This is a genomic window from Achromobacter sp. MUI-25009338, assembly GCF_057359325.1.
The window spans coordinates 4,455,308-4,477,540 of the sequence record NZ_CM170627.1 but is presented as its reverse complement, the minus strand read 5'-3'; the positions used below and the strand labels follow the sequence as shown (position 1 = coordinate 4,477,540).

20 protein-coding genes are annotated in these 22,233 nt (G+C 67.6%); 10 read left to right on the top strand and 10 right to left on the bottom strand.

Annotation, left to right across the window (positions count from 1 at the left end; translation table 11 throughout):
• Positions 1–55: 55 nt before the first annotated feature.
• The 10 genes from gsiB (at position 56) to ftsB (ending at position 11,487) form a co-directional block, all read left to right on the top strand.
• Positions 56–1,609: a glutathione ABC transporter substrate-binding protein GsiB gene (gene gsiB, locus AC1IQ6_RS21160; protein WP_102774458.1), complete on the top strand. Its 1,554-nt coding sequence runs from the start codon at positions 56–58 to the stop codon at positions 1,607–1,609.
• A gap of 91 nt (positions 1,610–1,700) precedes the next feature.
• Positions 1,701–2,621: a glutathione ABC transporter permease GsiC gene (gsiC, locus tag AC1IQ6_RS21155; RefSeq protein ID WP_102774459.1), complete on the top strand. Its 921-nt coding sequence runs from the start codon at positions 1,701–1,703 to the stop codon at positions 2,619–2,621.
• Positions 2,622–2,628: 7 nt separating this feature from the next.
• Entirely contained in the window at positions 2,629–3,528 is a 900-nt protein-coding gene (gene gsiD / locus AC1IQ6_RS21150) for a glutathione ABC transporter permease GsiD (protein WP_102774460.1), read from the top strand.
• Between the two features lie 103 nt (positions 3,529–3,631).
• The gene (locus AC1IQ6_RS21145; RefSeq protein ID WP_485865262.1) at positions 3,632–4,726 is read left to right on the top strand and encodes a DmpA family aminopeptidase; all 1,095 of its coding nucleotides are present in this window, start codon (positions 3,632–3,634) and stop codon (positions 4,724–4,726) included.
• Between the two features lie 22 nt (positions 4,727–4,748).
• Positions 4,749–5,582, top strand: a complete 834-nt coding sequence (locus tag AC1IQ6_RS21140) for a M55 family metallopeptidase (protein WP_102774462.1) — start codon at positions 4,749–4,751, stop codon at positions 5,580–5,582.
• A gap of 23 nt (positions 5,583–5,605) precedes the next feature.
• Positions 5,606–7,396 carry an aminopeptidase P family protein gene (locus AC1IQ6_RS21135; RefSeq protein ID WP_485865261.1) on the top strand — a complete coding sequence of 597 codons (1,791 nt, stop codon included), beginning with the start codon at positions 5,606–5,608 and terminating at the stop codon, positions 7,394–7,396.
• 181 nt (positions 7,397–7,577) lie between these two features.
• Positions 7,578–9,230 (top strand): CTP synthase, encoded by a 1,653-nt coding sequence (gene pyrG / locus AC1IQ6_RS21130; RefSeq protein WP_102774464.1) that lies wholly within the window; start codon positions 7,578–7,580, stop codon positions 9,228–9,230.
• A 203-nt stretch (positions 9,231–9,433) separates the two neighbouring features.
• The gene (locus AC1IQ6_RS21125) at positions 9,434–9,718 is read left to right on the top strand and encodes a DUF1330 domain-containing protein (protein ID WP_102774466.1); all 285 of its coding nucleotides are present in this window, start codon (positions 9,434–9,436) and stop codon (positions 9,716–9,718) included.
• A 4-nt stretch (positions 9,719–9,722) separates the two neighbouring features.
• On the top strand, positions 9,723–11,009 hold the full coding sequence (gene eno / locus AC1IQ6_RS21120) for a phosphopyruvate hydratase (RefSeq protein WP_102774467.1): 1,287 nt from the start codon (positions 9,723–9,725) through the stop codon (positions 11,007–11,009).
• 61 nt (positions 11,010–11,070) lie between these two features.
• Positions 11,071–11,487, top strand: a complete 417-nt coding sequence (gene ftsB, locus AC1IQ6_RS21115) for a cell division protein FtsB (RefSeq protein ID WP_111826618.1) — start codon at positions 11,071–11,073, stop codon at positions 11,485–11,487.
• Between the two features lie 46 nt (positions 11,488–11,533).
• Here ftsB and AC1IQ6_RS21110 read toward each other — a convergent pair whose 3' ends face one another.
• The 10 genes from AC1IQ6_RS21110 to AC1IQ6_RS21065 all read right to left on the bottom strand — a co-directional run bounded on the left by AC1IQ6_RS21110 (position 11,534) and on the right by AC1IQ6_RS21065 (position 22,202).
• The gene (locus tag AC1IQ6_RS21110) at positions 11,534–12,220 is read right to left on the bottom strand and encodes a TadE/TadG family type IV pilus assembly protein (protein ID WP_485865260.1); all 687 of its coding nucleotides are present in this window, start codon (positions 12,218–12,220) and stop codon (positions 11,534–11,536) included.
• Positions 12,221–12,279: 59 nt separating this feature from the next.
• Positions 12,280–13,209, bottom strand: coding sequence for an Hsp33 family molecular chaperone HslO (hslO, locus tag AC1IQ6_RS21105; RefSeq protein WP_209164972.1), 930 nt, complete (start codon positions 13,207–13,209; stop codon positions 12,280–12,282).
• Positions 13,210–13,282: 73 nt separating this feature from the next.
• Positions 13,283–13,804, bottom strand: a complete 522-nt coding sequence (locus AC1IQ6_RS21100) for a gamma carbonic anhydrase family protein (RefSeq protein ID WP_111826620.1) — start codon at positions 13,802–13,804, stop codon at positions 13,283–13,285.
• A 22-nt stretch (positions 13,805–13,826) separates the two neighbouring features.
• Positions 13,827–15,521: an acetate--CoA ligase gene (locus AC1IQ6_RS21095; protein WP_111826621.1), complete on the bottom strand. Its 1,695-nt coding sequence runs from the start codon at positions 15,519–15,521 to the stop codon at positions 13,827–13,829.
• A 126-nt stretch (positions 15,522–15,647) separates the two neighbouring features.
• The gene (locus AC1IQ6_RS21090) at positions 15,648–16,490 is read right to left on the bottom strand and encodes a UDP-2,3-diacylglucosamine diphosphatase (protein ID WP_102774473.1); all 843 of its coding nucleotides are present in this window, start codon (positions 16,488–16,490) and stop codon (positions 15,648–15,650) included.
• 90 nt (positions 16,491–16,580) lie between these two features.
• Entirely contained in the window at positions 16,581–17,096 is a 516-nt protein-coding gene (locus AC1IQ6_RS21085; RefSeq protein WP_209164971.1) for an RDD family protein, read from the bottom strand.
• Positions 17,097–17,170: 74 nt separating this feature from the next.
• On the bottom strand, positions 17,171–18,430 hold the full coding sequence (locus AC1IQ6_RS21080) for a saccharopine dehydrogenase family protein (protein WP_102774475.1): 1,260 nt from the start codon (positions 18,428–18,430) through the stop codon (positions 17,171–17,173).
• A 38-nt stretch (positions 18,431–18,468) separates the two neighbouring features.
• Positions 18,469–19,566 carry a carboxynorspermidine decarboxylase gene (locus AC1IQ6_RS21075; protein ID WP_111826624.1) on the bottom strand — a complete coding sequence of 366 codons (1,098 nt, stop codon included), beginning with the start codon at positions 19,564–19,566 and terminating at the stop codon, positions 18,469–18,471.
• A 676-nt stretch (positions 19,567–20,242) separates the two neighbouring features.
• Complete coding sequence (locus AC1IQ6_RS21070) at positions 20,243–20,431, bottom strand: hypothetical protein (RefSeq protein ID WP_168202251.1); 189 nt, start codon at positions 20,429–20,431, stop codon at positions 20,243–20,245.
• A 199-nt stretch (positions 20,432–20,630) separates the two neighbouring features.
• Entirely contained in the window at positions 20,631–22,202 is a 1,572-nt protein-coding gene (locus AC1IQ6_RS21065; protein ID WP_111826625.1) for a THUMP domain-containing protein, read from the bottom strand.
• Between the last annotated feature and the right edge of the window lie 31 nt (positions 22,203–22,233).

The following is a 22,233-nucleotide window of genomic DNA, read 5'->3' as shown; positions in this document are numbered from 1 at the left end:
GTACTTGTTTTTCTTCCACCAAACCCCCTAATTCCTCACGGAACCAGGAGTTGCAATGATGAAAGTTCTGCGCCCCACCAAGCTGATGGCCGCCGCCGCCGTGGCCTTCGGCATGCTCAGCGCGCCGCTGGCGCACGCCTCGAAGGACGTGACGTTCGCCGTCCAGATTGCGCTGGAAACGCTCGATCCGTACAACACCAACAGCACGCTGAACCAGGCTGCCGGCAAGGCCTATTACGAGGGCCTGTTCGAGTTCGACAAGGACCTGAAGATCCAGAAAGTGCTGGCCACCGACTACTCGGTCAGCGAAGACGGCCTGGTCTACACCTTCAAGCTGCGTCCCGGCGTGAAGTTCCATGACGGCACCGATTTCAACGCCGAAGCCGTCAAGGTCAACTTCGACCGTCCGTCCAACCCGGACAACCGCCTGTCGCGCTACATCCAGTTCAGCGTCATCGAAAAGACCGAAGTGGTCGATCCGATGACCGTCAAGATCACGCTGAAGAAGCCGTTCTCGGCCTTCATCAACGCGCTGGCCCATCCGGCCGCCATGATGATCTCGCCGGCCGCCCTGGCCAAGTACGGCAAGGAAATCGGCTTCCACCCGGTGGGCACCGGCCCGTTCGAATTCGTCGAATGGAAACCGGCCGAATACCTGAAGGTCAAGAAGTTTGACGGCTACTGGAAGAAGGGCTATCCCAAGATCGACACCCTGACGTTCCGCACCGTCACCGACAACAACACCCGCGCCGCCGTGGTGCAGACGGGCGAGGCGCAGTTCGCCTTCCCGGTGCCCTACGAGCAGGCCGCCGTGCTGAAGAAGAACGACAAGCTGGACGTGGTCGACAACAAGAACTCGATCATGGCCCGCTACATCGCCATGAACACGCAGCAAAAGCCGTTCGACAACGTCAAGGTGCGTGAAGCCATCAACTACGCCATCAACAAGGAAGCCCTGGCCAAGGTCGCTTTCTCGGGCTACGCCAGCGTGGTCGACGGCGTGGTGCCGGCCGGCGTGGACTTCGCCCACAAGACGGGTCCGTGGCCGTACGACATCAAGAAGGCCAAGGCCCTGCTGGCCGAAGCCGGCTACCCCAACGGCTTCGAAAGCACGCTGTGGTCCGCCTATAACGACGGCACCTCGGTGAAGGTCGTGCAGTTCCTGCAGCAGCAGCTGGCCCAGGTCGGTATCAAGGTCTCGGTCGAGGTGCTGGAATCCGGCCAGCGCGTGCAGCGCGTGCAGCAGGTGCAGAAGCCCGAAGACGCCAAGGTCCGCATGTACTACGCCGGCTGGTCGTCCTCGACCGGCGAGGCCGACTGGGGCCTGCGTCCGCTGCTGACCACCGCCGCGTTCCCGCCGGTGCTCAACAACGTGTCGTACTACTCGAACAAGTCGGTCGACGAAGGCATCCAGCAGGCCCTGGCCACGACGGATCGCGCCAAGAAGGCGGAAATCTACAAGAACGTCCAGGAAACCATCTGGAAGGACGCTCCGTGGGCCTTCCTGGTGACCGCCAGCAACCTGTACGTCAAGTCCAAGAACCTGTCGGGCGTGTACGTGGAGCCGGACACCTCGTTCTGGTTCGGCGACATCGACCTGAAGCAGTAACCCTAGCAGCAACCCCCGGGGCCGCCAGGCCCCACAGTAAGGCCGCATACGGCGGGGACGCGGTGTCCCCGCCGATGTCGCAGGAATTTCAATGCTGACCTACATCGTCAAACGTCTTTTGGGCATGATCCCCACGCTGCTACTGGTGGCCGTGGTCGTGTTCCTGTTCGTGCACATGCTTCCGGGCGATCCGGCTCGACTGGCCGCCGGCCAGGACGCCGACCAGGCGACCGTCGAACTCGTGCGCCAGGAGCTCGGGCTGGACCTGCCCCTGCCGCAGCAGTTCGTGCGCTACTTCAGCCACATGCTGCAAGGCGACCTCGGCACCTCGCTGCGCACCAAGCGCCCGGTGTCGACGGAAATCGCGGACCGCTTCATGCCCACACTGTGGCTCACCATCGCCAGCATGGTCTGGTCGGTGGCGTTCGGCATGGTCATCGGGATCGTGTCCGCCGTGTGGCGCAACCGCTGGCCCGACCGCCTCGGCATGACGCTGGCGGTGTCGGGCATCTCGTTCCCCGCGTTCGCGCTGGGCATGATGCTGATGGAGATCTTCTCGGTCAAGCTCGGCTGGCTGCCGACCGTGGGCGCCTCCACCTGGCAACACTACATACTGCCGTCCATCACGCTGGGCGCCGCCGTCGCCGCGGTGATGGCCCGCTTCACCCGCGCCTCCTTCGTGGAAGTCATCCAGGAAGACTTCGTGCGCACCGCCCGCGCCAAGGGCCTGACCGAGAAGCGCGTGGTCATCAAGCATGCGCTGCGCAACGCGCTGATCCCGGTGGTCACCATGATGGGCCTGCAGTTCGGCTTCCTGCTGGGCGGCTCCATCGTGGTCGAGACCGTGTTCAACTGGCCCGGCCTCGGCCGCCTGCTGGTGGACGCCGTGACCCAGCGCGACTATCCGGTGATCCAGGGCCTGGTGCTGCTGTTTTCGCTGGAATTCATCCTGATCAACCTGATTGTCGACGTGCTCTACGGCGTCATCAATCCCAGCATCCGTTACAAGTGAGGCGGCCATGAGCAATACCACCCCCGCCGCGACCCTCGCCGCCGCGCCCAAGAACGACGTGCGCACCCCCGCCACCGAGTTCTGGCGCAAGTTCAAGAAGCAGAAGCTCGCCGTCGGCGCCGGCATCTTCGTCCTGCTGCTGGTCGCCGTCGCGGTCTTCGCGCCGTGGATCGTGCCGTTCGACGCGGAAAACTACTTCGACTACGACGCGCTCAACGCCGGGCCCTCGGCCGCGCACTGGATGGGCGTGGACTCGCTGGGCCGCGACATCTTCAGCCGCATCATCATGGGCGCGCGCATCTCGCTGGCCGCTGGCTTCCTGTCGGTCGCCATGGGCGCCGTCGTCGGCACCTTCATGGGCCTGATGGCCGGCTACTACCAGGGCTGGTGGGAGCGCATCACCATGCGCATCTCCGACGTGCTGCTGGCGTTCCCCGGCATGCTGCTGGCCATCGGCGTGGTCGCCATCCTGGGCTCCAGCATGGTCAACGTGATCGTCGCCGTGGCGGTGTTCAGCGTGCCGGCCTTCGCCCGCCTGGTGCGCGGCAACACGCTGTCGATCAAGCAGATGACCTACGTCGAAGCCGTCAAGAGCGTGGGCGCGTCCGACTGGACCATCATCATGCGCCACATCCTGCCCGGCACGATCTCGCCGATCGTGGTGTACGGCACGATGCGCATCGGCACCTCGATCATCACCGCCGCCAGCCTGTCCTTCCTGGGCATGGGCGCGCAGCCGCCCACGCCCGAGTGGGGCGCGATGCTCAACGAGGCCCGCGCCGACATGGTGATCGCGCCGCACGTGGCGATCTTCCCGGCCCTGGCGATCTTCCTGACCGTGCTGGCGTTCAACCTGCTGGGCGACGGCCTGCGCGACGCGCTCGATCCCAAGATCGACCGCAAGTAATCCTTCGCCGCCGTTCTTCGTCGCGCAACGCGCGCGCTGGCGCGCGCCGGCGGCGAAGACCGGCGGTGTTTTGCATTCTGGAGCGTGGCGACACGCAGCAAGCATGGAAAAACAAGTGCTGGAAATTCCCCGCATCGGGCGCCTGCCCGCGGGTCCGCTGGATTCGATCTGCGACGTGGGCGACGTGACCGTCGGCCACTGCACGCTGTCGGAAGGCGCGCTGCAGACCGGCGTGACCGTGGTGCGTGCGCACGGCGGCGATCCCTATCTGGACAAGACGCCCGCGGCCGCGACCGTGCTGAACGGTTTCGGCAAGAGCACGGGCCTGGTCCAGGTGCAGGAACTGGGCGTGCTGGAAACCCCGATCGGCCTGACCAACACCTTCGGCGTGGGCACCGTGGCCAATGCCCAGATCCGCGCCGCCGTGGCCGCCAACCCCGAGATCGGGCGCGGCATGGCCACCGTCAATCCGCTGGTCTTCGAGTGCAACGACGGCTACCTGAACGACATCCAGGCGCTGGCGGTGCAGGAAGCGCACTACGCGCAGGCGCTGGCCGCGGCCGGCAAGCGCTTCGAGCAGGGCGCCGTGGGCGCCGGCCGGGGCATGTCCTGTTTTTCCTTCAAGGGCGGCATCGGTTCGGCGTCGCGAGTGGCCGCCATCGAAGGAGAGCGGGCCTATACGGTGGGCGCGCTGGTGCTGGCGAACTTCGGCCGGCTGCCCAACCTGACCGTGGCCGGCCGGCCGTTCGGCCGCCGGCTGGTCCAGCAAGTCGCCGGCGGGCAGGCGGGCGTGGCGGAGAACGCCGCCATCGCGCCGGAGAAAGGCTCCATCATCCTGCTGCTGGCCACCGACGCGCCGCTGGATTCGCGCCAGTTGCGCCGCCTGTCGCTGCGCGCGGGCGCGGGCCTGGCGCGCACCGGCTCGGTGTTCGGCCACGGCAGCGGCGACATCGCGCTGGCGTTTTCCACCGCCTACACCGTGCCGCAGCGGCCCGACCGGCCCATGCCCGCGCTCGCCATGCTGCACGAGGCGCGCATCGATCCGCTGTTCGAGGCGGCCGCCGAGGCCTGCGAGCAGGCCATCATCGCCGCGCTGTGGCGCGCCGAGGCCGTGACCGGCCGCGACGGCCATCGGCGCGCGGCCATCCGCGAGGCCGCGCCGCACTGGCGCCAGTGGCTGGCCGACACGGAATTCTGAACCTCCACCCAAGGCACTCCCCATGAAGATCCTCATCTCCACCGATATCGAAGGCGTCGCCGGCGTCTTCCATTCCGAGCAGGTCCGCGCCGGCAACGGCGAATACGAGCGCGCCCGCGCCTGGATGACCGCCGAGGCCAACGCGGCCGTGCTGGGGGCGATCGCCGGAGGCGCGGAAGAAATCCTGGTCAACGATTCGCATGGCGGGTTCCGCAACCTGTTGCCCGACGGCCTGGACGAGCGCGCCCGCCTGGTGCTGGGCAAGCCGCGCTACCTGGGCATGATGGGCGGGCTGGAAGAGGGCTGCGACGCCGTCGTCATGATCGGCTACCACTCGCGCTCGCAGGGCCGCGGCATCCTGGCCCACACCATCAACAGCTTCGCCTTCGCGCGCGTGTTCATCAACGGCATGGAGCTGGGCGAGGCCGGCCTGTACGGCGCGCTGGCCGGGGAGATGGGCGTGCCGGTGATCCTGGGTTCGGGCGACGACGTGTTCATCGAGGAAACCCGCGATCTCTTCCCCGGCGCCGAATGGGTGCAGACCAAGACGGCGCATGGCCAGGGCAGCGGCGTGACCCTGTCGCCGGCCGCCTCGCGCCGCGCGATCGCCGCGGCCGCCGAGACCGCGGTGCGCAAACTGAAGGCGGGCGGCGCCGGCAAGGCCGTTCCTTTCCGCATTCCCGCCCCTATAGAATGCCGGTTGCAGACGCAAAGCGCCGCCCTGGCCGACCTGTTCTGCATGTGGCCCAGCCTGGAGCGGGTCGATGGCGCGACCCTGCGGTTCACTACCGACAGCATGCAGTCCGCCATCCGCACGCTCAACAGCCTGGCGGCCATGTCCTTCATGTTGCGCTAGGGCCCACAGCCTTCGAGGATTCCATGCCAAGCACCGACGCCCGTATCGCCCAATTGCGGCAGGCCATGAGCCGCCGCGGCCTGTCCGCCTATATCGTCCCGTCTTCGGACCCGCATCTGTCCGAGTATCTTCCGGAGCGCTGGCAGGGGCGGCGCTGGTTGTCCGGTTTCACGGGGTCCGTCGGCACGCTGGTGGTCACCGCCGATTTCGCCGGCCTGTGGGTCGACAGCCGCTACTGGGTGCAGGCCGAGGCGCAGCTGGCCGGGACCTGCGTGCAGCTGATGAAGATCGCGCTGGCGTCCACGCCCGGCCACGTCGACTGGCTGGCCGCCAACACCGGCCCGGGCGACGTGATCGGGGTGGACGGCCAGGTACTGGGGCTGGGCGCGTTCCGCGCGCTGTCGGCGGCCGCGGCGTCTTGCGGCGCCGCGCTGGAGATCCGGCTGGACCTGCTCGACGAGATCTGGCCCGGCCGCGCCGGCCTGCCGACCGCGCCGATCTACGACCACGTGGCGCCCGAGGCCTGCGTCACGCGCGCCGACAAGCTCGCGCAGGTGCGCGAAGCCATGCGCGCACACGGCGCGGACGTGCATTTCCTGTGCACGCTGGATGACATCGCCTGGCTCTTCAACCTGCGCGGCGCGGACGTGGACTACAACCCGGTGTTCGTCGGCCATGCGCTGGTCGGCCTGGACCACGCCACGCTGTTCGTGGCCGAGGGCAAGATCGACGCCGCCCTGCGCGCGCTGCTGGCGCGCGACGGCGTGGAGGTGGCCGACTACGCCCAGGCGGCCGATGCGCTGGCCTCGCTGGAACTGGACCAGAAACTCCTGATCGATCCGGCGCGCGTGACCTGCGGCGTGTTCCATGCGATGGACCCGGCCGTGCCGCGGGTCGAGGCCATCAATCCGTCGACGCTGCTGAAATCGCGCAAGACCGACGCCGAACTGGCCCAGGTGCGCCAGGCCATGGCGCAGGACGGCGCGGCGCTGTGCGAATTCTTCGCCTGGTTCGAAGGCGCGCAGGGCGGGCAGACCATCACCGAACTGACCATAGACGAGCAGATCACCGCGGCCCGCGCGCGCCGGCCCGGCTACGTCTGCCCGAGCTTCGCCACCATCGCCGGATTCAACGCCAACGGCGCGATGCCGCATTACCGCGCCACGCCCGAGTCGCACGCCGTGATCGAAGGCGACGGGCTCTTGCTGATCGATTCGGGCGGCCAGTACCTGGGCGGCACCACCGACATCACCCGCGTGGTCGCGGTGGGCGAGCCCAGCGCCGACCAGAAGGTCGATTTCACGCTGGTGCTCAAGGGCATGATCGCGCTGTCGCGCGCTTCGTTTCCGCGCGGCACGCCGTCGCCCATGCTCGACGCCATCGCGCGCGCGCCGATCTGGGAAGGCGGAGCCGAGTACGGCCACGGCACGGGACATGGCGTGGGCTATTTCCTGAACGTGCACGAAGGGCCGCAGGTCATTTCGTACCGCGCCGCGCCGGGTCCGCACACGGCGATGGAGCCGGGCATGATCACCTCCAACGAACCCGGCATCTACCGCCCGGGGCGCTGGGGCGTGCGCATCGAGAACCTGGTGGCCAACCGCGCCTGGCTGACTTCCGAGCTGGGCGAGTTCCTGTGCTTCGAGACGTTGACGCTGTGCCCGATCGACACGCGCTGCATCGAGCCCTCGCTGATGCGCCCCGACGAGATCGCCTGGCTCAACGACTATCACCGCACGGTGTACGACCGCCTGTCGCCGCTGGTCCAGGGCGAGGCGCTGGCCTGGCTGGAACGCCGCACGGCGGCGATCTGAACGGCCGCGGCCCGGCGGCGCGCCGGGTCGCGATAAAACAGGGACGCAGCACACGCGCGACAGCGCGGGAGTGCTGCCAAATGTTACGCCTGTTCGCTAAGGGAAAACCCAAACAAGTTCCGCCTCCCGGCTATAATCCAAATTTCCCGCACGCGCCCGTTCGTCCCGGGTGCTCATTACGATGACCAAATACGTATTTGTCACCGGCGGTGTGGTGTCTTCCCTGGGCAAGGGCATCGCCGCCGCGTCGCTTGCCGCCATCCTCGAGTCGCGTGGCCTGCAAGTCACCATGCTGAAGCTCGATCCGTACATCAACGTCGACCCGGGCACCATGAGCCCGTTCCAGCATGGCGAGGTTTTCGTCACCGAAGACGGCGCCGAGACCGACCTGGACCTGGGCCACTACGAGCGCTTCATTTCCGCTCGCATGCACAAGGTGAACAACTTCACCACCGGCCAGATCTATGAATCCGTGCTGCGCAAAGAGCGCCGCGGCGACTATCTGGGCAAGACCGTGCAGGTCATTCCCCACATCACCAACGAAATCCAGGACTTCATCGCCCGTGGCGCCGAAGCCGCCTGGAACGGCAACACCGACGTCGCCATCGTCGAGATCGGCGGCACCGTGGGCGACATCGAGTCCCTGCCGTTCCTGGAAGCCGCGCGCCAGATGAGCCTGCGCATGGGCCGCAACAACGCGGCCTTCGTGCACCTGACGCTGGTGCCGTTCATCGCCTCGGCCGGCGAACTCAAGACCAAGCCCACCCAGCATTCGGTGCAGAAGCTGCGCGAAATCGGCATCTACCCGAACGCGCTGCTGTGCCGCGCCGACCGCCGCATCCCGGACGACGAGCGCGCCAAGATCTCGATGTTCTCCAACGTGCCGCTGGACGCGGTGGTGTCGGTGTGGGACGCCGATTCGATCTACAAGATTCCGGCCATGCTGCACAAGCAGGGCGTGGACAACATCGTCTGCGAAGCGCTGGGCCTGACCCCGCCGCCGGCCGACCTGTCCATGTGGGACAACCTGGTCGAAGCGCTGGAAAACCCCCAGCACGAGCTCACCATCGGCATGGTCGGCAAGTACGTCGACCTGACCGAATCGTACAAGTCGCTGACCGAGGCCCTGGTCCACGCCGGCATCCACACGCGCTCGAAGATCAACATCGAGTACATCGATTCCGAAGACATCGAGACCCGCGGCACCGACCAGCTCAAGCACCTGGACGCCATCCTGGTGCCGGGCGGCTTCGGCAAGCGCGGCACCGAGGGCAAGATCGCCGCCATCCGCTACGCCCGTGAAAACGGCGTTCCCTACCTGGGCATCTGCCTGGGCATGCAGCTGGCCGTCATCGAGTTCGCCCGCCACGTCGCCGGCCTGGGCGGCGCCAACAGCACCGAGTTCGATCCGTCCGCCCCGCATCCGGTGGTGGCCCTGATCACCGAATGGATGGACCGCGAAGGCAAGGTCGAAAAGCGCGACCACTCATCCGACCTGGGCGGCACCATGCGCAAGGGCGCGCAGCGCGTGCCGATCAAGCCGGGCACCCGCGCGCAGGCCATCTACGGCGACGAAGTCAACGAGCGCCACCGCCACCGCTACGAAGTCAACAACGTCTACGTGCCCCGCCTCGAAGAGGCCGGCATGGTGATCAGCGCGCGCACGCCCACCGAGAACCTGCCCGAAATGATGGAACTGCCCAACCACCCGTGGTTCGTGGGCGTGCAGTTCCACCCGGAGTTCACGTCCACGCCGCGCGACGGCCACCCCTTGTTCTCCAGCTATATCCGCGCCGCCATCGAGCAGAAGGCTCGCCGCGGCCAGGAAGCGTAATGCGCGGCTGCGGTCTCGAGTTCCGCGTGCGGATCTCCGGGACCGCGGCCCCGCGTAGCGGCGCCGCCCTGTACGGCGGCGCTGCTTTCGGATACAACCAATTAGCATCGGATATGCGTCGCCAGGCCGCCTTGCGCGACACTGGCGGCGTCGCCGCATCCGGCGTCACACCGAAACCAACGCAACTGTCCTGAAGGAACCCCATGAGTGCTTACCTCATCGCCGACGTCACAGTGACCAAGCCCGCGCAATACGAGGACTACAAGCGTCTGTCCACGCTCGCCATGCGCGCGTACGATGCAAAGGTTCTGGTGCGCGGCGGCGAGTCCAAGCACCTCGAGGGCCGTAAGCCTGGCCGCACCGTCGTCATGGAGTTTCCCTCCCTGGCCGCGGCCCAGGCCTTCTACGACTCCTGGCAGTACCGCCGCGCCCGCAATGCCCGCGAAGGCGCGGCCGTCATGAATATGTTTATCGTTCAGGGAATGTAAAGTCATGAGTGCAATCGTCGACATCATCGGCCGCGAGATTCTGGATTCGCGCGGCAACCCCACCGTGGAATGCGATGTGCTGCTGGAATCCGGCGCCATGGGCCGCGCGGCCGTGCCGTCGGGCGCCTCCACCGGCGCGCGCGAAGCCATCGAACTGCGCGACGGCGACAAGAGCCGCTACCTGGGCAAGGGCGTGCTGCGCGCCGTCGAGAATCTGAATACGGAAATCTCGGAAGCCCTGATGGGCCTGGACGCCCAGGAACAGACCTTCGTCGATCGCACCCTGATCGAGCTGGACGGCACCGAATCCAAGGAACGCCTGGGCGCCAACGCCATCCTGGCCGCTTCCATGGCCGTGGCCCGCGCGGCGGCCGACGAATCCGGCCTGTCGCTGTACCGCTATTTCGGCGGCAGCGGCCCCATGAGCATGCCCGTGCCGATGATGAACGTCATCAACGGCGGCGCGCACGCCAACAACACCCTCGACCTGCAGGAACTGATGATCCTGCCGGTGGGCGCCGGCAGCTTCCGTGAAGCCCTGCGCTGGGGCGCCGAAGTCTTCCACATGCTCAAGAAGCTGATCCACGGCCAGGGCATGTCCACGGCGGTGGGCGACGAGGGCGGTTTCGCGCCCAACGTGGCCAGCCACGAAGCCGCGATCCAGCTGATCCTGAAGGCCATCACCGAAGCCGGCTACGAGCCGGGTTCGCAGATCGCCCTGGGCCTGGACTGCGCCAGCTCCGAGTTCTACCGCGACGGCAAGTACACGCTGGCCGGCGAAGGCGGCATTTCGCTGTCCTCGCAGGAATTCGCCAACCTGCTGGCGACCTGGTGCGACAAATACCCGATCATCTCGATCGAAGACGGCATGGCCGAAAACGACTGGGAAGGCTGGAAGCTGCTGACCGACCAGCTCGGCAAGAAGGTGCAGCTGGTGGGCGACGACCTGTTCGTCACCAACACCAAGATCCTGCGCGAAGGCATCCAGAAGGGCGTGGCCAACTCGATCCTCATCAAGATCAACCAGATCGGCACGCTGACCGAAACCTTCGCCGCCATCGAAATGGCCAAACGCGCCGGCTACACCGCCGTCGTGTCGCACCGTTCGGGCGAAACCGAGGATTCCACCATCGCCGACATCGCCGTGGCCACCAACGCCATGCAGATCAAGACCGGCTCGCTGTCGCGTTCGGACCGCATGGCCAAGTACAACCAGCTGCTGCGCATCGAGGAAGAACTGGCCGAAGTGGCGTCGTATCCCGGCCTGGAAGCCTTCTACAACCTGCGTTGATGAAAAACGCGGCCCGCAACCCGGGCCGCGCAAACGCCGCGACTGCTGAGGGTTCTCGCGTATGCGCCTGTTGTTCCTGGTGCTGTTCGTGCTGCTAGGCCTGATCCAATACCCGCTGTGGCTGGGCAAGGGAGGCTGGTTCAAGGTCTGGGATCTGCAACGCCAGGTGGCGGAGCAGCGCGAGACCAACGAAGGCCTGCGCGCGCGCAATGCCGCGCTCGAAGCCGAAGTGCGCGACCTGGAGGGCGGCTCCGGCGCCATCGAGGAGCGCGCCCGCGGCGAGCTGGGCATGATGCGCGAGGGCGAGGTCTTTGTGCACATCCTGCCCCAGAACACCCAGCCGCCGGCAGGCGGCGCCTCGCTGGCGGCCGAACCGGCCGCGGCGCCGGCCAAGCCTGCCAAACCCGCCGCCGGCACGCCCGCGCGCGCCAGCGCCCAGGCGCCCAAGCCCGCCAATCCGGCGCCGGCGCGCCACTGAGGGGCCGCCGCAGGCGCGGCGCTCCATTCCCCATTCGCGTTTCCGTTCAGCCGCAGCGCAGCCTGCGGCATTCGCCGTACACGATGCCGGCGGGCGGTGGCGCGCCGCGCGCCCAGTCCGCCGGGTGCGAGTGCATTTCCGTTTCCAGTTCGACCCGGATGGGCAGCAGGCCTGCGCGCAGCGCATTGCCGGCATAGCCGGCGCGGCCGCGGCTCAGCAGCGCCAGCAGGCCGCGCACGGGCGGCAGCAGCGGCCGGTGCAGATAGGTCAGGCGCAGTCGCAGCGTATTGGCCTGGAAGATGCTCTGGCCGCCCGGGCGCGGCGGGCGGCGCGCGTGCTGCAGGTCCTGGTAGTCGTTGTCGATGGCGCGCAGCCCGGGGCCGGCGCGCAGGCCGGGCCGGGCATGTTCGCGAAACGATTGCGCGTCGGGCAGCAGCACTTCGATGCGCCACGGATGCGCGCCGGCGATGGCCGCGAGGTCGGCCCGGCCCGGGCGCGGCGGCAGGGCCTGCAGGAAGGCCGCGCGCATGCGCGCCGGATCGCCGTGCGCGGTGGCGCCGGCGCGCGCGGCTTCCATCAGCGCCAGGTGGGCCAGCTGGCGCGCGCCCTGCCAGTGGGCGGCCTCGATGGCCAGCAGGCCCAGCAGCAGCACGATGGCCGCCGCGACGGCGAACTCGACGGCGGCGGCGCCGCGCTGCGGGCGGCGGGGCGGGACAATGAAAAAGGCGGTCATGGCAGCGCAGTCTGGCGCCGGCATGACCGCCTGTCGATGCGGACTATCCGAGGGGTGGCTCAGTGCACGGTGGGGGGCGTGTCGCCCGCGGCCGGCTGGTTGGGCGAGAACAGGGCGGCGCAATCGACCGCGTCGAACTTGTAAGGCTTGCCGCAGAAATCGCAGGACACGTCCACCTCGCCGCGTTCGGCCAGGATGTCCTGGATCTCGGCCTCGCCCAGCGAGCGCAGCATGTTGGCCACGCGTTCCCGGGTGCAGGGGCAGTGCCAGCGCACCTCCAGCGGGTCGAAGCCCACCAGGGTCTCTTCCCAGAACAGGCGATGCACCAGGGTATCGATTTCGGTGGCCAGCAGTTCGTCGCGCTTGAGGGTGCCGGCCAGGGCGCAGATGCGGTCCCAGGTTTCGGCGGCGTCCTGGTCGGTCAGGACCGGCGCGTCCGTGCCGCCGTTGTGCGGCAGGCGCTGGATGAGCATGCCCGCGGCGTGTTCGGCGTCGGCCGCCAGCCACAGCCGGGTGTCCAGCTGTTCGGAGGCTTTCATGTAGTGCTGCAGCGCTTCGGCCACGGTCTCGCCTTCCAGCGGCACGACGCCCTGGTAGGCCTGCTGGCCGGGCAGCTTGCGCTGCGGGTCCAGCACCACGATGAAACGGCCGTTGCCGCCGGGATTCAGCAGGCTTTGCATATCGCCTTCGGCGGGGACCTCGTGGCCTTCGCGTATCTTGACGGTGGCGCGCAGGCTCAGGTCGTGGCGGCATTCCACCACCAGCAGGGCGATGGGGCCGTCGCCCTGGATCTGCAGCACCAGGGAGCCGTCGAACTTGATGTTGGCGGCCAGCAGCGTGGACGCGGCCACCAGCTCGCCGAGCAGGTTGGTGATGGCGGGCGGGTAGTCGTGGTTGGCCTGCACGGCCTTCCAGGTCGCTTCCAGGCGCACGGCCTGGATGCGGCCGCTACGGTCTTCGGTAAGGTATTTTTTAAGCTGATCGGTCATGGGGGAATGTTAGCCGATCGGACCGGCCAAATTCCCCTGTTGCCGGCAGGGGCAGGGGCGCCGCGGGCGGGCCTCAGCCGATCCGCTTCAAGGCCGTCTTGTAGTGTTGGCCCCGCGCCACGTAGTGGGCGGTGTTCTTGTGCAGATTGGCGATTTCCTCGTCGGAGAGCTCGCGCACGATCTTGCCGATCCCGATGACCAGGGAGTTGTCGGGGATGACGCGGTCCTCGGGAATGATGGCGCCGGCGCCGATCAGGCAGTTGCGGCCGATGACCGCGTTGTTCAGCACGATGGCCTGCATGCCGACCAGCGCGCCTTCGTGGATGGTGCAGCCGTGCAGCATGGCCTGGTGGCCCACGGTGACGTTGGGGCCGATGGTCATGGGGCAGCCGGCGTCCACGTGCAGCACGCTGCCTTCCTGGATATTGGTGCCCTGGCGGATCAGAATGGCGTCGTTGTCGCCGCGGATCGAGACGTTCGACCAGATGCTGACGCCGGCCTCCAGGGTCACATTGCCGATGATGTCGGCGCTGTCGGCCACGTAGGCGGCCGCGTCGATGCGCGGAATCAGGTCGTCGAGCTGGTAGATGGGCATGCCTGGGGTCTCCTGTGCGGCCTCAGGCCTTGGAGGCCGGCGGCGCGTCTGTCGTGGCTGCGGCCAGGCGCGCGAGGTCTTCTTCGCGCTGGCGCAGGATGCGACGTTGGATTTTACCGGTGGTGGTCATGGGCAGCTCGTCGACGAACTCGATCTCCTTCGGATATTCGTAGGGGGCCAGGCGCTCGCGCACGTGTTCCTGCAGGCTTTCGACGAGTTCGCCGCGCTCGCGCTGGGCGAATTCCGGGGTCAGGACCACATAGGCCTTCACCAGCGCGCCGCGCTCGGGGTCGGGCTTGGGCACCACCGCCGCGTTGGCCACGGCCGGATGCCCGACCAGGCAGCTTTCGATTTCCCCGGGACCGATGCGGTAGCCGGCGGACTTGAAGACGTCGTCGGCGCGGCCGGCATACCAGAGGTAGCCGTCGGCATCCACGGTGGCCAGGTCGCCGGTCAGGCACCAGTCGCCCTTGAACTTGGCCTGGGTGGCGGCTTCGTTGCGCCAGTAGCCCAGGAACATCACCGGGTCGGGGTAGCCGTGGATGTCGAGCCGGTTGACGGCGATCTCGCCGGTGCCGCCGGGGGCCACCGGCTTGCCTTCGTCGTCCAGCACGGCGACGTTGTGGCCGGGATAGGGGCGGCCCATGCTGCCGGGCTTGGCGGGCCAGCGCTTGTGGCTGTTGCCCACCACGTAGTTCATTTCGGTCTGGCCGAACATCTCGTTGGGCGTCACGCCCAGCGCCGAGCGGCACCATTCGAACACGCTTTCGCCCACGCTTTCGCCGGCGCTCATGACCGAGCGCAGCGCCAGCTGGTAGCGGTTGCGCGGCTCGGGCACGGCCTTCATCATCATCTTGAGGGCGGTGGGGAAGAGGAAGGTGTTGGTGACCTGGTAGCGCTCCATCAGCTCGAACGCGCGCTCGACGGAAAAGCGCCCGCGCGTGCCGACGATGGCGTGGCCGAAGTAGAGCGTGGGCAGCAGCGCGTCCATCATGCCGCCGGTCCAGGCCCAGTCTGCGGGTGACCAGAAGACGTCGCCGGGCTTGGGGAACCAGTCCTGCGAGGCCACGAAGCCCGGCAGGTTGCCGATCAGCACGCTGTGCGGCAATAGCGCGCCCTTGGGCGCGCCGGTGGTGCCGGAGGTATAGAGCAGGATGGCCGGGTCGGAGGAGCGGGTCGGGACGGCCTTGAATTCGCTGGGCTGGCGGGCCAGCAGGCTGCGCCAGGGCAGCACGCGTTCGTCGGCGAAGCCGATGCCGATGATCTGCTGCAGCGCGGGACAGTCGTCGCTGATGGACAGCAGGTTGGCGCTGGAGGCGTAGTCCACGATCGCGACGCGGGCCTCGGCGTCGCGCAGGCGGCTCTCCAGGGCTTCCGGGCCGAACAGGGCGGATAAGGGCAGGACCACGGCGCCGACGCTGTAGATGGCCATGTGCGCCACCACGGTCTCGGGACGTTGCCCCAAAACCACACCGACCCGGTCGCCGCGGCCCACGCCCATCTTGATCAGGCCGTTGGCCAGCTGGTTGGCGGCTTCCGCCAGGCGCGCATAGGTCCAGACCTCGCGGTTGCCGGATTCGTCTTCGTAGTAGATGGCGATGCGCCGCGCATCCGGACTGCTGGATGCCCAGCGGTGGCAGCACGCTTCCGCGATGTTGAACTGGGTGGGTACCAGCCAGCGGAATGTTTGGTAGAGCGCCTGATATTGGTCGTTCATGGCCCTATGTTGTGAGCATGTTGCAGCGTGAACGGGTCAGATCGCCCGTCGCCCCAGGTGCAAGCATGACCTAGAGGGCCGTGAACTGCAACATCCCCGTTGCGTAACGGGGACGCATAAGGGTTATCACGGGTGTTTGCTTTGGCGGCGCAGCGCCGAAGGCAGGGCGGGCAGGGTCAGCGAGCGCTGGCGGGGGCCGGGCTGGGTGCGCCGTTCGGCCTGCATGGCGGCCCAGTCCAGCAGCTGGAGCTGGCCTTCGTGGGTTTCGCCCAGGGCCGACAGGCTTTCGACCCAGTCTCCATCGTTGCAATAGAGTATGCCGTTCACGTCGCGCAGCTCGGCCTTGTGGATGTGGCCGCAGACCACGCCGTCCAGGCCGCGGCGGCGGGCCTCGCCCGCCAGCGCTTCCTCGAAGTCGGTGATGAACGACACGGCGTTCTTGACCTTGTGCTTGAGGTATTGGGACAGTGACCAGTAATGCAGCCCCAGCCGGTGGCGCAGCCGGTTGAAGTGATGGTTGACCCACAGCGCCAGCTGGTAGAGGCCGTCGCCCAGGTGGGCCAGCCAGCGGCTGTGCTGGACCACCCCGTCGAACTGGTCGCCATGCAGCACCAGCAGCTGCAGGCCCTTGGCGGTGACGTGCACGTCCTCGTCGAGGATTTCGATGTCGCCGAAGGCGTAGCCGGCGAATTCGCGCGCGAACTCGTCATGGTTGCCGGGAATGAACACCACCCGGGTGCCGTTGCGCGCCTTGCGCAGGATGCGCTGGATCACGTCGTTGTGGGCGCGCGGCCAGTGCCAGTGCTTGCGCAGCTGCCAGCCGTCGACGATGTCGCCCACCAGGTACAGCGTGTCGGAATCGTTGTGGTCCAGGAAGTCCAGCAGGAACTCCGCCTTGCACCCGGCGGTGCCCAAGTGAATATCGGAGATCCAGAGGGTGCGCCAGTGTGCAGGCTGGATGTCGTTCACGGTCGCGTCCCCAAGGGCTGTGGTTGTTCATGGCAATGAAACCACCCCGCGATGACGGGACCGTGAAACCTTTATGACGCTGTTGTGACGCTAGCGCGCCTTTTTGTGCGGCGGCGCGTTGCGCAGCCGCGTGCCCAGGATGCGGTCATGCAGGAACTGGCCGTCGGGATCGAACCACGACCAGATGAAGATGGTGAAGGGCGCGGCCACGATGAACATGTCCATCGACGGCCAGCCGGTGGCCTGGGCGGCCGCCCAGACCAGGCCGGCGCCGGCCAGCACCAGCGGCCAGGCCAGGACGTAGCGCAGGATCAGGCGGGGGGTGGACGGAATGCTGCCGTCCTGCTCGACCAGGCGGATGTTCCAGGTCTTCATGGGCAGCGTCTGGCCGCGGCGGCGCCAGCACAGCACGAAATAGGCGCCGATCGCGACGAACAGCCAGGCCTGGCGGGCGCTGCGCAGGTCCAGCGCGTTCCGGCTCTGGGTCAGCGTGTCCATCAGGTAGCCGGCCAGGAACACCACGCCGAACAGCAGCACGGCTTCGTACATCATGCAGGCGAATCGGCGCAGCCGATTGGGGGTCTGGTCGAGATGGGCGTCGGTCATGGACGCGTATTATGCCCGGAATGCCGGCGCCGGCATTCCGGCCTGTGCGTGGATCCTTTTAGTGTGAACAGGCCCTAGGCGTCGACCGAATCTTCCAGCGTCGACAGCGGCAGGTCGCGGCCGTCCTCGCGCACCCGGGTCTCCAGGCCCATGGCGGCCAGCAGCGACAGGAAGGGGCGGGGCGGCAACTGCTCGATGTTGGCCATGCGGCGCACGTCCCAGGTGCCGTCGGCGATCAGCAGGGCGGCCGCCGCCGCGGGCACGCCCGCCGTATAGGAGATGGCCTGGCTGCCGATCTCGCGATAGCTTTCCTCGTGGTCGCAGACGTTGTAGATGAAGATCTCGTGCGCCTTGCCGTCCTTTTCGCCGCGCACCAGATTGCCGATGCAGGTCTTGCCGGTATAGGTGGGCGCGAGCGAGGCCGGGTCGGGCAGCACGGCCTTGAGCACCTTCAAGGGCACCACTTCCAGGCCCTCGGCCGTGCGCACCGGCTTCTCGGACAGCATGCCCAGGTTCTTCAGCACGGTGAACACGTTGATGTAGTGCTCGCCGAAGCCCATCCAGAAGCGGATGTCGGGCACGTCCAGATGCTGCGAGAGCGAATGCAGCTCGTCGTGGCCGGTCAGGTAGGCGGTCTGGCGGCCCACCACCGGCAGGTCCCATTCCTTGCGGTACTGGAACATCTGGGCGGAGGTCCACTGGCCGCCCTGCCAGGACCAGACCGTGCCGGTGAATTCGCGGAAGTTCACCTCGGGATCGAAGTTGGTGGCGAAGTAGCGGCCGTGCCTGCCCGCGTTGATGTCCACGATGTCGATCGACTCGACGCGGTCGAAGTAGTCGTCGCAGGCCAGGCGCGCATAGGCGTTGACCACGCCGGGGTCGAAGCCCGCGCCCAGGATGGCGGTGACGCCGGCGGCCTGGCAGGCCTCGCGCCGCTTCCATTCGTGGTTGGCGTACCAGGGGGGCGCTTCGCAGACCTGGTCGGGCTGTTCGTGGATGGCCGTGTCGAGGTAGGCGGCGCCGGTGCGCAGGCAGGCCTCCAGCACCGACATGTTGAGAAAGGCCGAGCCCACGTTGATGACGATGCGGGCGGCGGTCTTCCTGATCAGCGCTTCGGTGGCGCCGATGTCCATCGCGTCCAGGCGGTGCGCGCGCAGCAGGCCGGGCTGGCGCAGGCTGCCCTTGGCGTGCACGGACTCCAGGATGGCCTGGCATTTTTCCAGGGTGCGCGAGGCGATGTGGATTTCGCCCAGGCGGTCGTTGTGCTGGGCGCACTTGTGCGCGACCACGTGCGCCACGCCGCCAGCGCCGATGATGAGGATATTGGGCTTCATCTGGACAACTCCTTGTTGTGGATGGCCTGGCCGGACGCTCAGGACAGACTGTCGACGTAATCGCGGTAGCCGAACTGGCGCACCACGCGTTCGGTGCCATCCAGGTCGCGCACGACGATGGCGGGCATGGTCAGGCCGTTGAACCAGTTTTTCTTGACCATGGTGTAGCCGGCGGCGTCGCGGATCGACAGCCGCTGTCCCACGGCCAGCGGCTGCGGGAAATCGAATTCGCCAAAGATGTCGCCGGCCAGGCAGGACTTGCCGTAGACCAGGCAGCGGTGCGGCCCGGCATCGGGCTCCACGCGCGCCTGCAGGCGGTAGATCAGCAGGTCCAGCATGTGGGCCTCGATGGAGGCGTCCACCACGGCCAGCTGCTTGCCGTTGTACGAAGTGTCCAGCACCGTCACTTCCAGGCTGGCGCTGTCGGTGATGGCGGCCTCGCCGGGCTCCAGGTAGACCTGCACCCCGTACTTCTCGGAGAAGGCGCGCAGGCGCGCGCAGAAATCGTCCAGCGCATAGCCTTCGCCGGTGAAATGGATGCCGCCGCCCAGGCTCACCCATTGCACCCGCGCCAGCAGCTCGCCGTAGCGCGCCTCGACCTCGCCCAGCAAGGCGTCGAAGCGCGCGAAATCGCGGTTCTCGCAGTTGTTGTGGATCATGAAGCCGCTGACGCGGTCCAGCACGGCCGCGATGCGCGCCGGATCGCTTTCGCCCAGGCGGCTGAACGGGCGCGCCGGGTCGGCCAGGTCGAAGCCCGAACTGCTCACGCCCGGGTTCAGGCGCAGGCCCACCGGCAGCCCGGCCGCGCGCGCGCCGTAGCGTTCCAGCTGGCCCAGGCTGTTGAAAATGATCTTGTCGGCGTACGAGACCACTTCGTCGATTTCATGGTCGGCGTAGGCCACGCTGTAGGCATGGGTCTCGCCGCCGAACTTCTCGCGGCCCAGCCGCACTTCGTACAGCGACGAGGACGTGGTGCCGTCCATGTATTCGCGCATCAGGTCGAATACCGACCAGGTGGCGAAGCATTTGAGGGCGAGCAGCACCTTGGCGCCGGAATGCCGGCGCACGTGGTCGATGCGCCGCATGTTCTCCATGAGGCGCGAGCTGTCGATGAGGTAGTAGGGCGTCTGGATCACGATGTCCCTTGTACGTAAGCGCAGGCCCGGCGGGGCGCGCGCAATGACGGAACCTGTCCGGCTTGCGGCCGGGCGGGCGCGGGGCGGGCAGCAAAAGCGGCCCTCGGTATCCGGGCTAGATGCTCGGGAAGTGCTCGGGATGAGGCCGGCCACGGCCGACGGCCAGGCGAGCGCGGGAATATTCCCGGCTATCTGGGGTTTCCGGGGTTTCCGGGTTTTCCGGGGTTTCCGTTAGGGAGGTGTTCAGACGGACTGAGACGATCCCCAATTGGAACAGGGCGTCTGGCGACATGGCGTCCTCTCCAACCAGCAGATGTGGTTCCGGCGCAAGGCCGGGCGTAACCGATTATTCTAATTCAGTACGCGCGCAAGCACAAAAGCGGCGCGGCGCGATTGGCCGCATTTCGGACCAGATGACCGCATCATGGCCGCAATTCGCGCCATGCGATCGATGCGCAGACGATCTGGACGGCGCCGCCCGCCAGCGAGTACACGCTGCCGGGCGCGACTGGCTGCGCCGCGGTCCCGCCTCGCGCGTCGCGACGGTCACGCCGCGCCGCTACGCGGCCTAGTCTGCGCCGCGGCGAAAAAAAACCCGCCGGTAAGGGCGGGTCTTAAAAGGGGCTGTGCAGCCCCCAAGGGGAAAATCGTCGGGGCCTTGCGGCCCGGGCCATGCTCAGGCGGCGGAGTGCGCGTCTTTGGCGCTCGTCTTGCCGGCCAGGGCACGGACGCCGTGGGCCAGCTTACGCAGGCCGGCGGCCAGCGCCCGCATCGGGTGCGGACGGAATTGTTCTTCAATAGCCTGGAGCATCAGTTGGCGCTCGAGTTCGTCGGTCAGGCGGATGGTGTTGTTCGGGTTGATCACGTTAGCCTCCACGGGCTTGCACAGTTGTTTCGCTACTAGGGATAACCCGAATTATAGGGGTTAACCCTGAACTTGTGCAAGAGGCTGGTGCATATCGGCAACACCACCGTCCGATGATGCACCAAAACGGCACGGCGCAGCACCATAAGCAAAGATAGATGCACTATGTTGCTGCGCGTTGACAGGCAGGCGAGGGGATTCAGGCGTCCCGATAGCCGGCCGCGACCAGTTCGAAGCCGAACAGTCGGCAGTCCAGCGAGCCGTTGTGCAGCGGCACCCGACGCTTGGGCTTGAGGCGCATCTGGTTGGGCAGGGTCAGGTCGCTGGTGATGGCGTGCAGCTGCCAGCCGGCGAAGTTGCGCTTCAGGCAGGCCGCCCAGTCGCGCCACAGGTCCGGGTCCTGTTCCGTCCCCATGCGTTCGCCGTAGGGCGGGTTAGTGACGATCCAGCCGTGGTCGGCGGGCGCCGTGATGTGGCGGGCGTCGCCGACTTCGAAGCGGATCGAGTCCGCCGTCAGCCAGGCGCGCTCGGCGTTGTTACGGGCAAACTCGATGGCTTGCGGGTCCAGGTCGTAGCCGACCAGCGGCGCTTCCAGTTGCGGCAGGATGCGCGAGCGGGCGTCTTCCTTGAGGTCGCGCCAGCGGTAGGGATCGTGGCCGCGCAGGCGCTCGAAGCCGAAGGGACGCGAGATGCCCGGCGGCACGCCCAGGGCGATCCAGGCGCCCTCGATGAGAATGGTGCCGGAGCCGCAGAACGGGTCGAGCAGCGGCGCGGCCGGGTCCCAGCCCGCCAGCGCCAGCATGCCGGCGGCCAGGTTCTCGCGCAGCGGCGCCTCGCCCTTGTCCAGGCGCCAGCCGCGCTTGAACAGGGATTCGCCGGACGTGTCCAGGTACAACGTGGCGGTGTGGCCGGTCAGGAACAGGTGCACGCGCGCGTCCGGGCGCACCGTGTCGATGCTGGGACGTTCGCCTTCGCGTTCGCGCAGGCGGTCGCAGATGCCGTCCTTGGCGCGCAGGTTGCAGTATTGCAGGCTTTGCACCGGGCTCTTGATGGCCGAGGTGTCCACGCGCAGCGTCTGCTCGGCGCCGAACCAGCGTTCCCAGGGCGTATCGCGCGCCAGGTCCAGGATGTCGTCCTCGTGCGAGATCTCGGCGTGCGCGACCTGCACCAGGATGCGGGTCGCCAGGCGCGAATACAGGTTGGCGCGCTGCACGCCCGACCAGTCTGCGCTGAACGAGCAGCCGGCCCGGCCGATGCGGGCGTCGTCGAAGCCCAGCGCCTGCATTTCCGCCGTCAGCGCTTCTTCCAGCCCCTGGGGGCAGGGCGCGAAGACCGGGAACACCTCGGCCTGGCGCGGTTCGCGCGGGCGGCGGGGGCGGACTTCGACGGCGGGTTCGTGGCGCTGCGGCGCGTCGTCGGGCTCGGATTGCTCCAGGTAGCCGGGCGGCGGGGCGTCGTCCTCGAACGGGTCGTAAAAGCGCCCGGCCGGCGTGGCCGGGGCGATGTACTGGTCGTCGCGTTCGCGCGGGGCGCGGCGCGGACCGCCGGCGCGCTTGCGTGCCGGGCCGCCGGCCTCGTCCTGCTTGGACCGTGGCGCGGGCGCCGGATTCTTCTGCCGCTCGGCGGCTTCGCGGGCGCGTTCGTTCTGCGCCACCAGCCGGGCGCGGGCGCCGCTGCGGGTGCGCTTGCGGCTGTCTTCGGCGTGCGCGTCGCGCGCGGTTTTCTTGATGGTCAGCGTCTTGCGCGGACGGTCCTGGTCATCTGAGGACATACGAATCCTGGCGAATGCAGAGGTAGGGGGA

Coding starts and splice junctions, on each gene's coding strand:
- gsiB (WP_102774458.1), top strand. CDS start 56: ATGATGAAAGTTCTGCGCCCCACCAAGCTGATGGCCGCCGCCGCCGTG.
- AC1IQ6_RS21085 (WP_209164971.1), bottom strand. CDS start 17,096: ATGACCGACGCCCATCTCGACCAGACCCCCAATCGGCTGCGCCGATTC.
- gsiC (WP_102774459.1), top strand. CDS start 1,701: ATGCTGACCTACATCGTCAAACGTCTTTTGGGCATGATCCCCACGCTG.
- AC1IQ6_RS21100 (WP_111826620.1), bottom strand. CDS start 13,804: ATGCCCATCTACCAGCTCGACGACCTGATTCCGCGCATCGACGCGGCC.
- AC1IQ6_RS21140 (WP_102774462.1), top strand. CDS start 4,749: ATGAAGATCCTCATCTCCACCGATATCGAAGGCGTCGCCGGCGTCTTC.
- AC1IQ6_RS21125 (WP_102774466.1), top strand. CDS start 9,434: ATGAGTGCTTACCTCATCGCCGACGTCACAGTGACCAAGCCCGCGCAA.
- AC1IQ6_RS21135 (WP_485865261.1), top strand. CDS start 5,606: ATGCCAAGCACCGACGCCCGTATCGCCCAATTGCGGCAGGCCATGAGC.
- AC1IQ6_RS21065 (WP_111826625.1), bottom strand. CDS start 22,202: ATGTCCTCAGATGACCAGGACCGTCCGCGCAAGACGCTGACCATCAAG.
- ftsB (WP_111826618.1), top strand. CDS start 11,071: ATGCGCCTGTTGTTCCTGGTGCTGTTCGTGCTGCTAGGCCTGATCCAA.
- pyrG (WP_102774464.1), top strand. CDS start 7,578: ATGACCAAATACGTATTTGTCACCGGCGGTGTGGTGTCTTCCCTGGGC.
- gsiD (WP_102774460.1), top strand. CDS start 2,629: ATGAGCAATACCACCCCCGCCGCGACCCTCGCCGCCGCGCCCAAGAAC.
- AC1IQ6_RS21145 (WP_485865262.1), top strand. CDS start 3,632: ATGGAAAAACAAGTGCTGGAAATTCCCCGCATCGGGCGCCTGCCCGCG.
- hslO (WP_209164972.1), bottom strand. CDS start 13,209: ATGACCGATCAGCTTAAAAAATACCTTACCGAAGACCGTAGCGGCCGC.
- AC1IQ6_RS21110 (WP_485865260.1), bottom strand. CDS start 12,220: ATGACCGCCTTTTTCATTGTCCCGCCCCGCCGCCCGCAGCGCGGCGCC.
- AC1IQ6_RS21095 (WP_111826621.1), bottom strand. CDS start 15,521: ATGAACGACCAATATCAGGCGCTCTACCAAACATTCCGCTGGCTGGTA.
- AC1IQ6_RS21080 (WP_102774475.1), bottom strand. CDS start 18,430: ATGAAGCCCAATATCCTCATCATCGGCGCTGGCGGCGTGGCGCACGTG.
- eno (WP_102774467.1), top strand. CDS start 9,723: ATGAGTGCAATCGTCGACATCATCGGCCGCGAGATTCTGGATTCGCGC.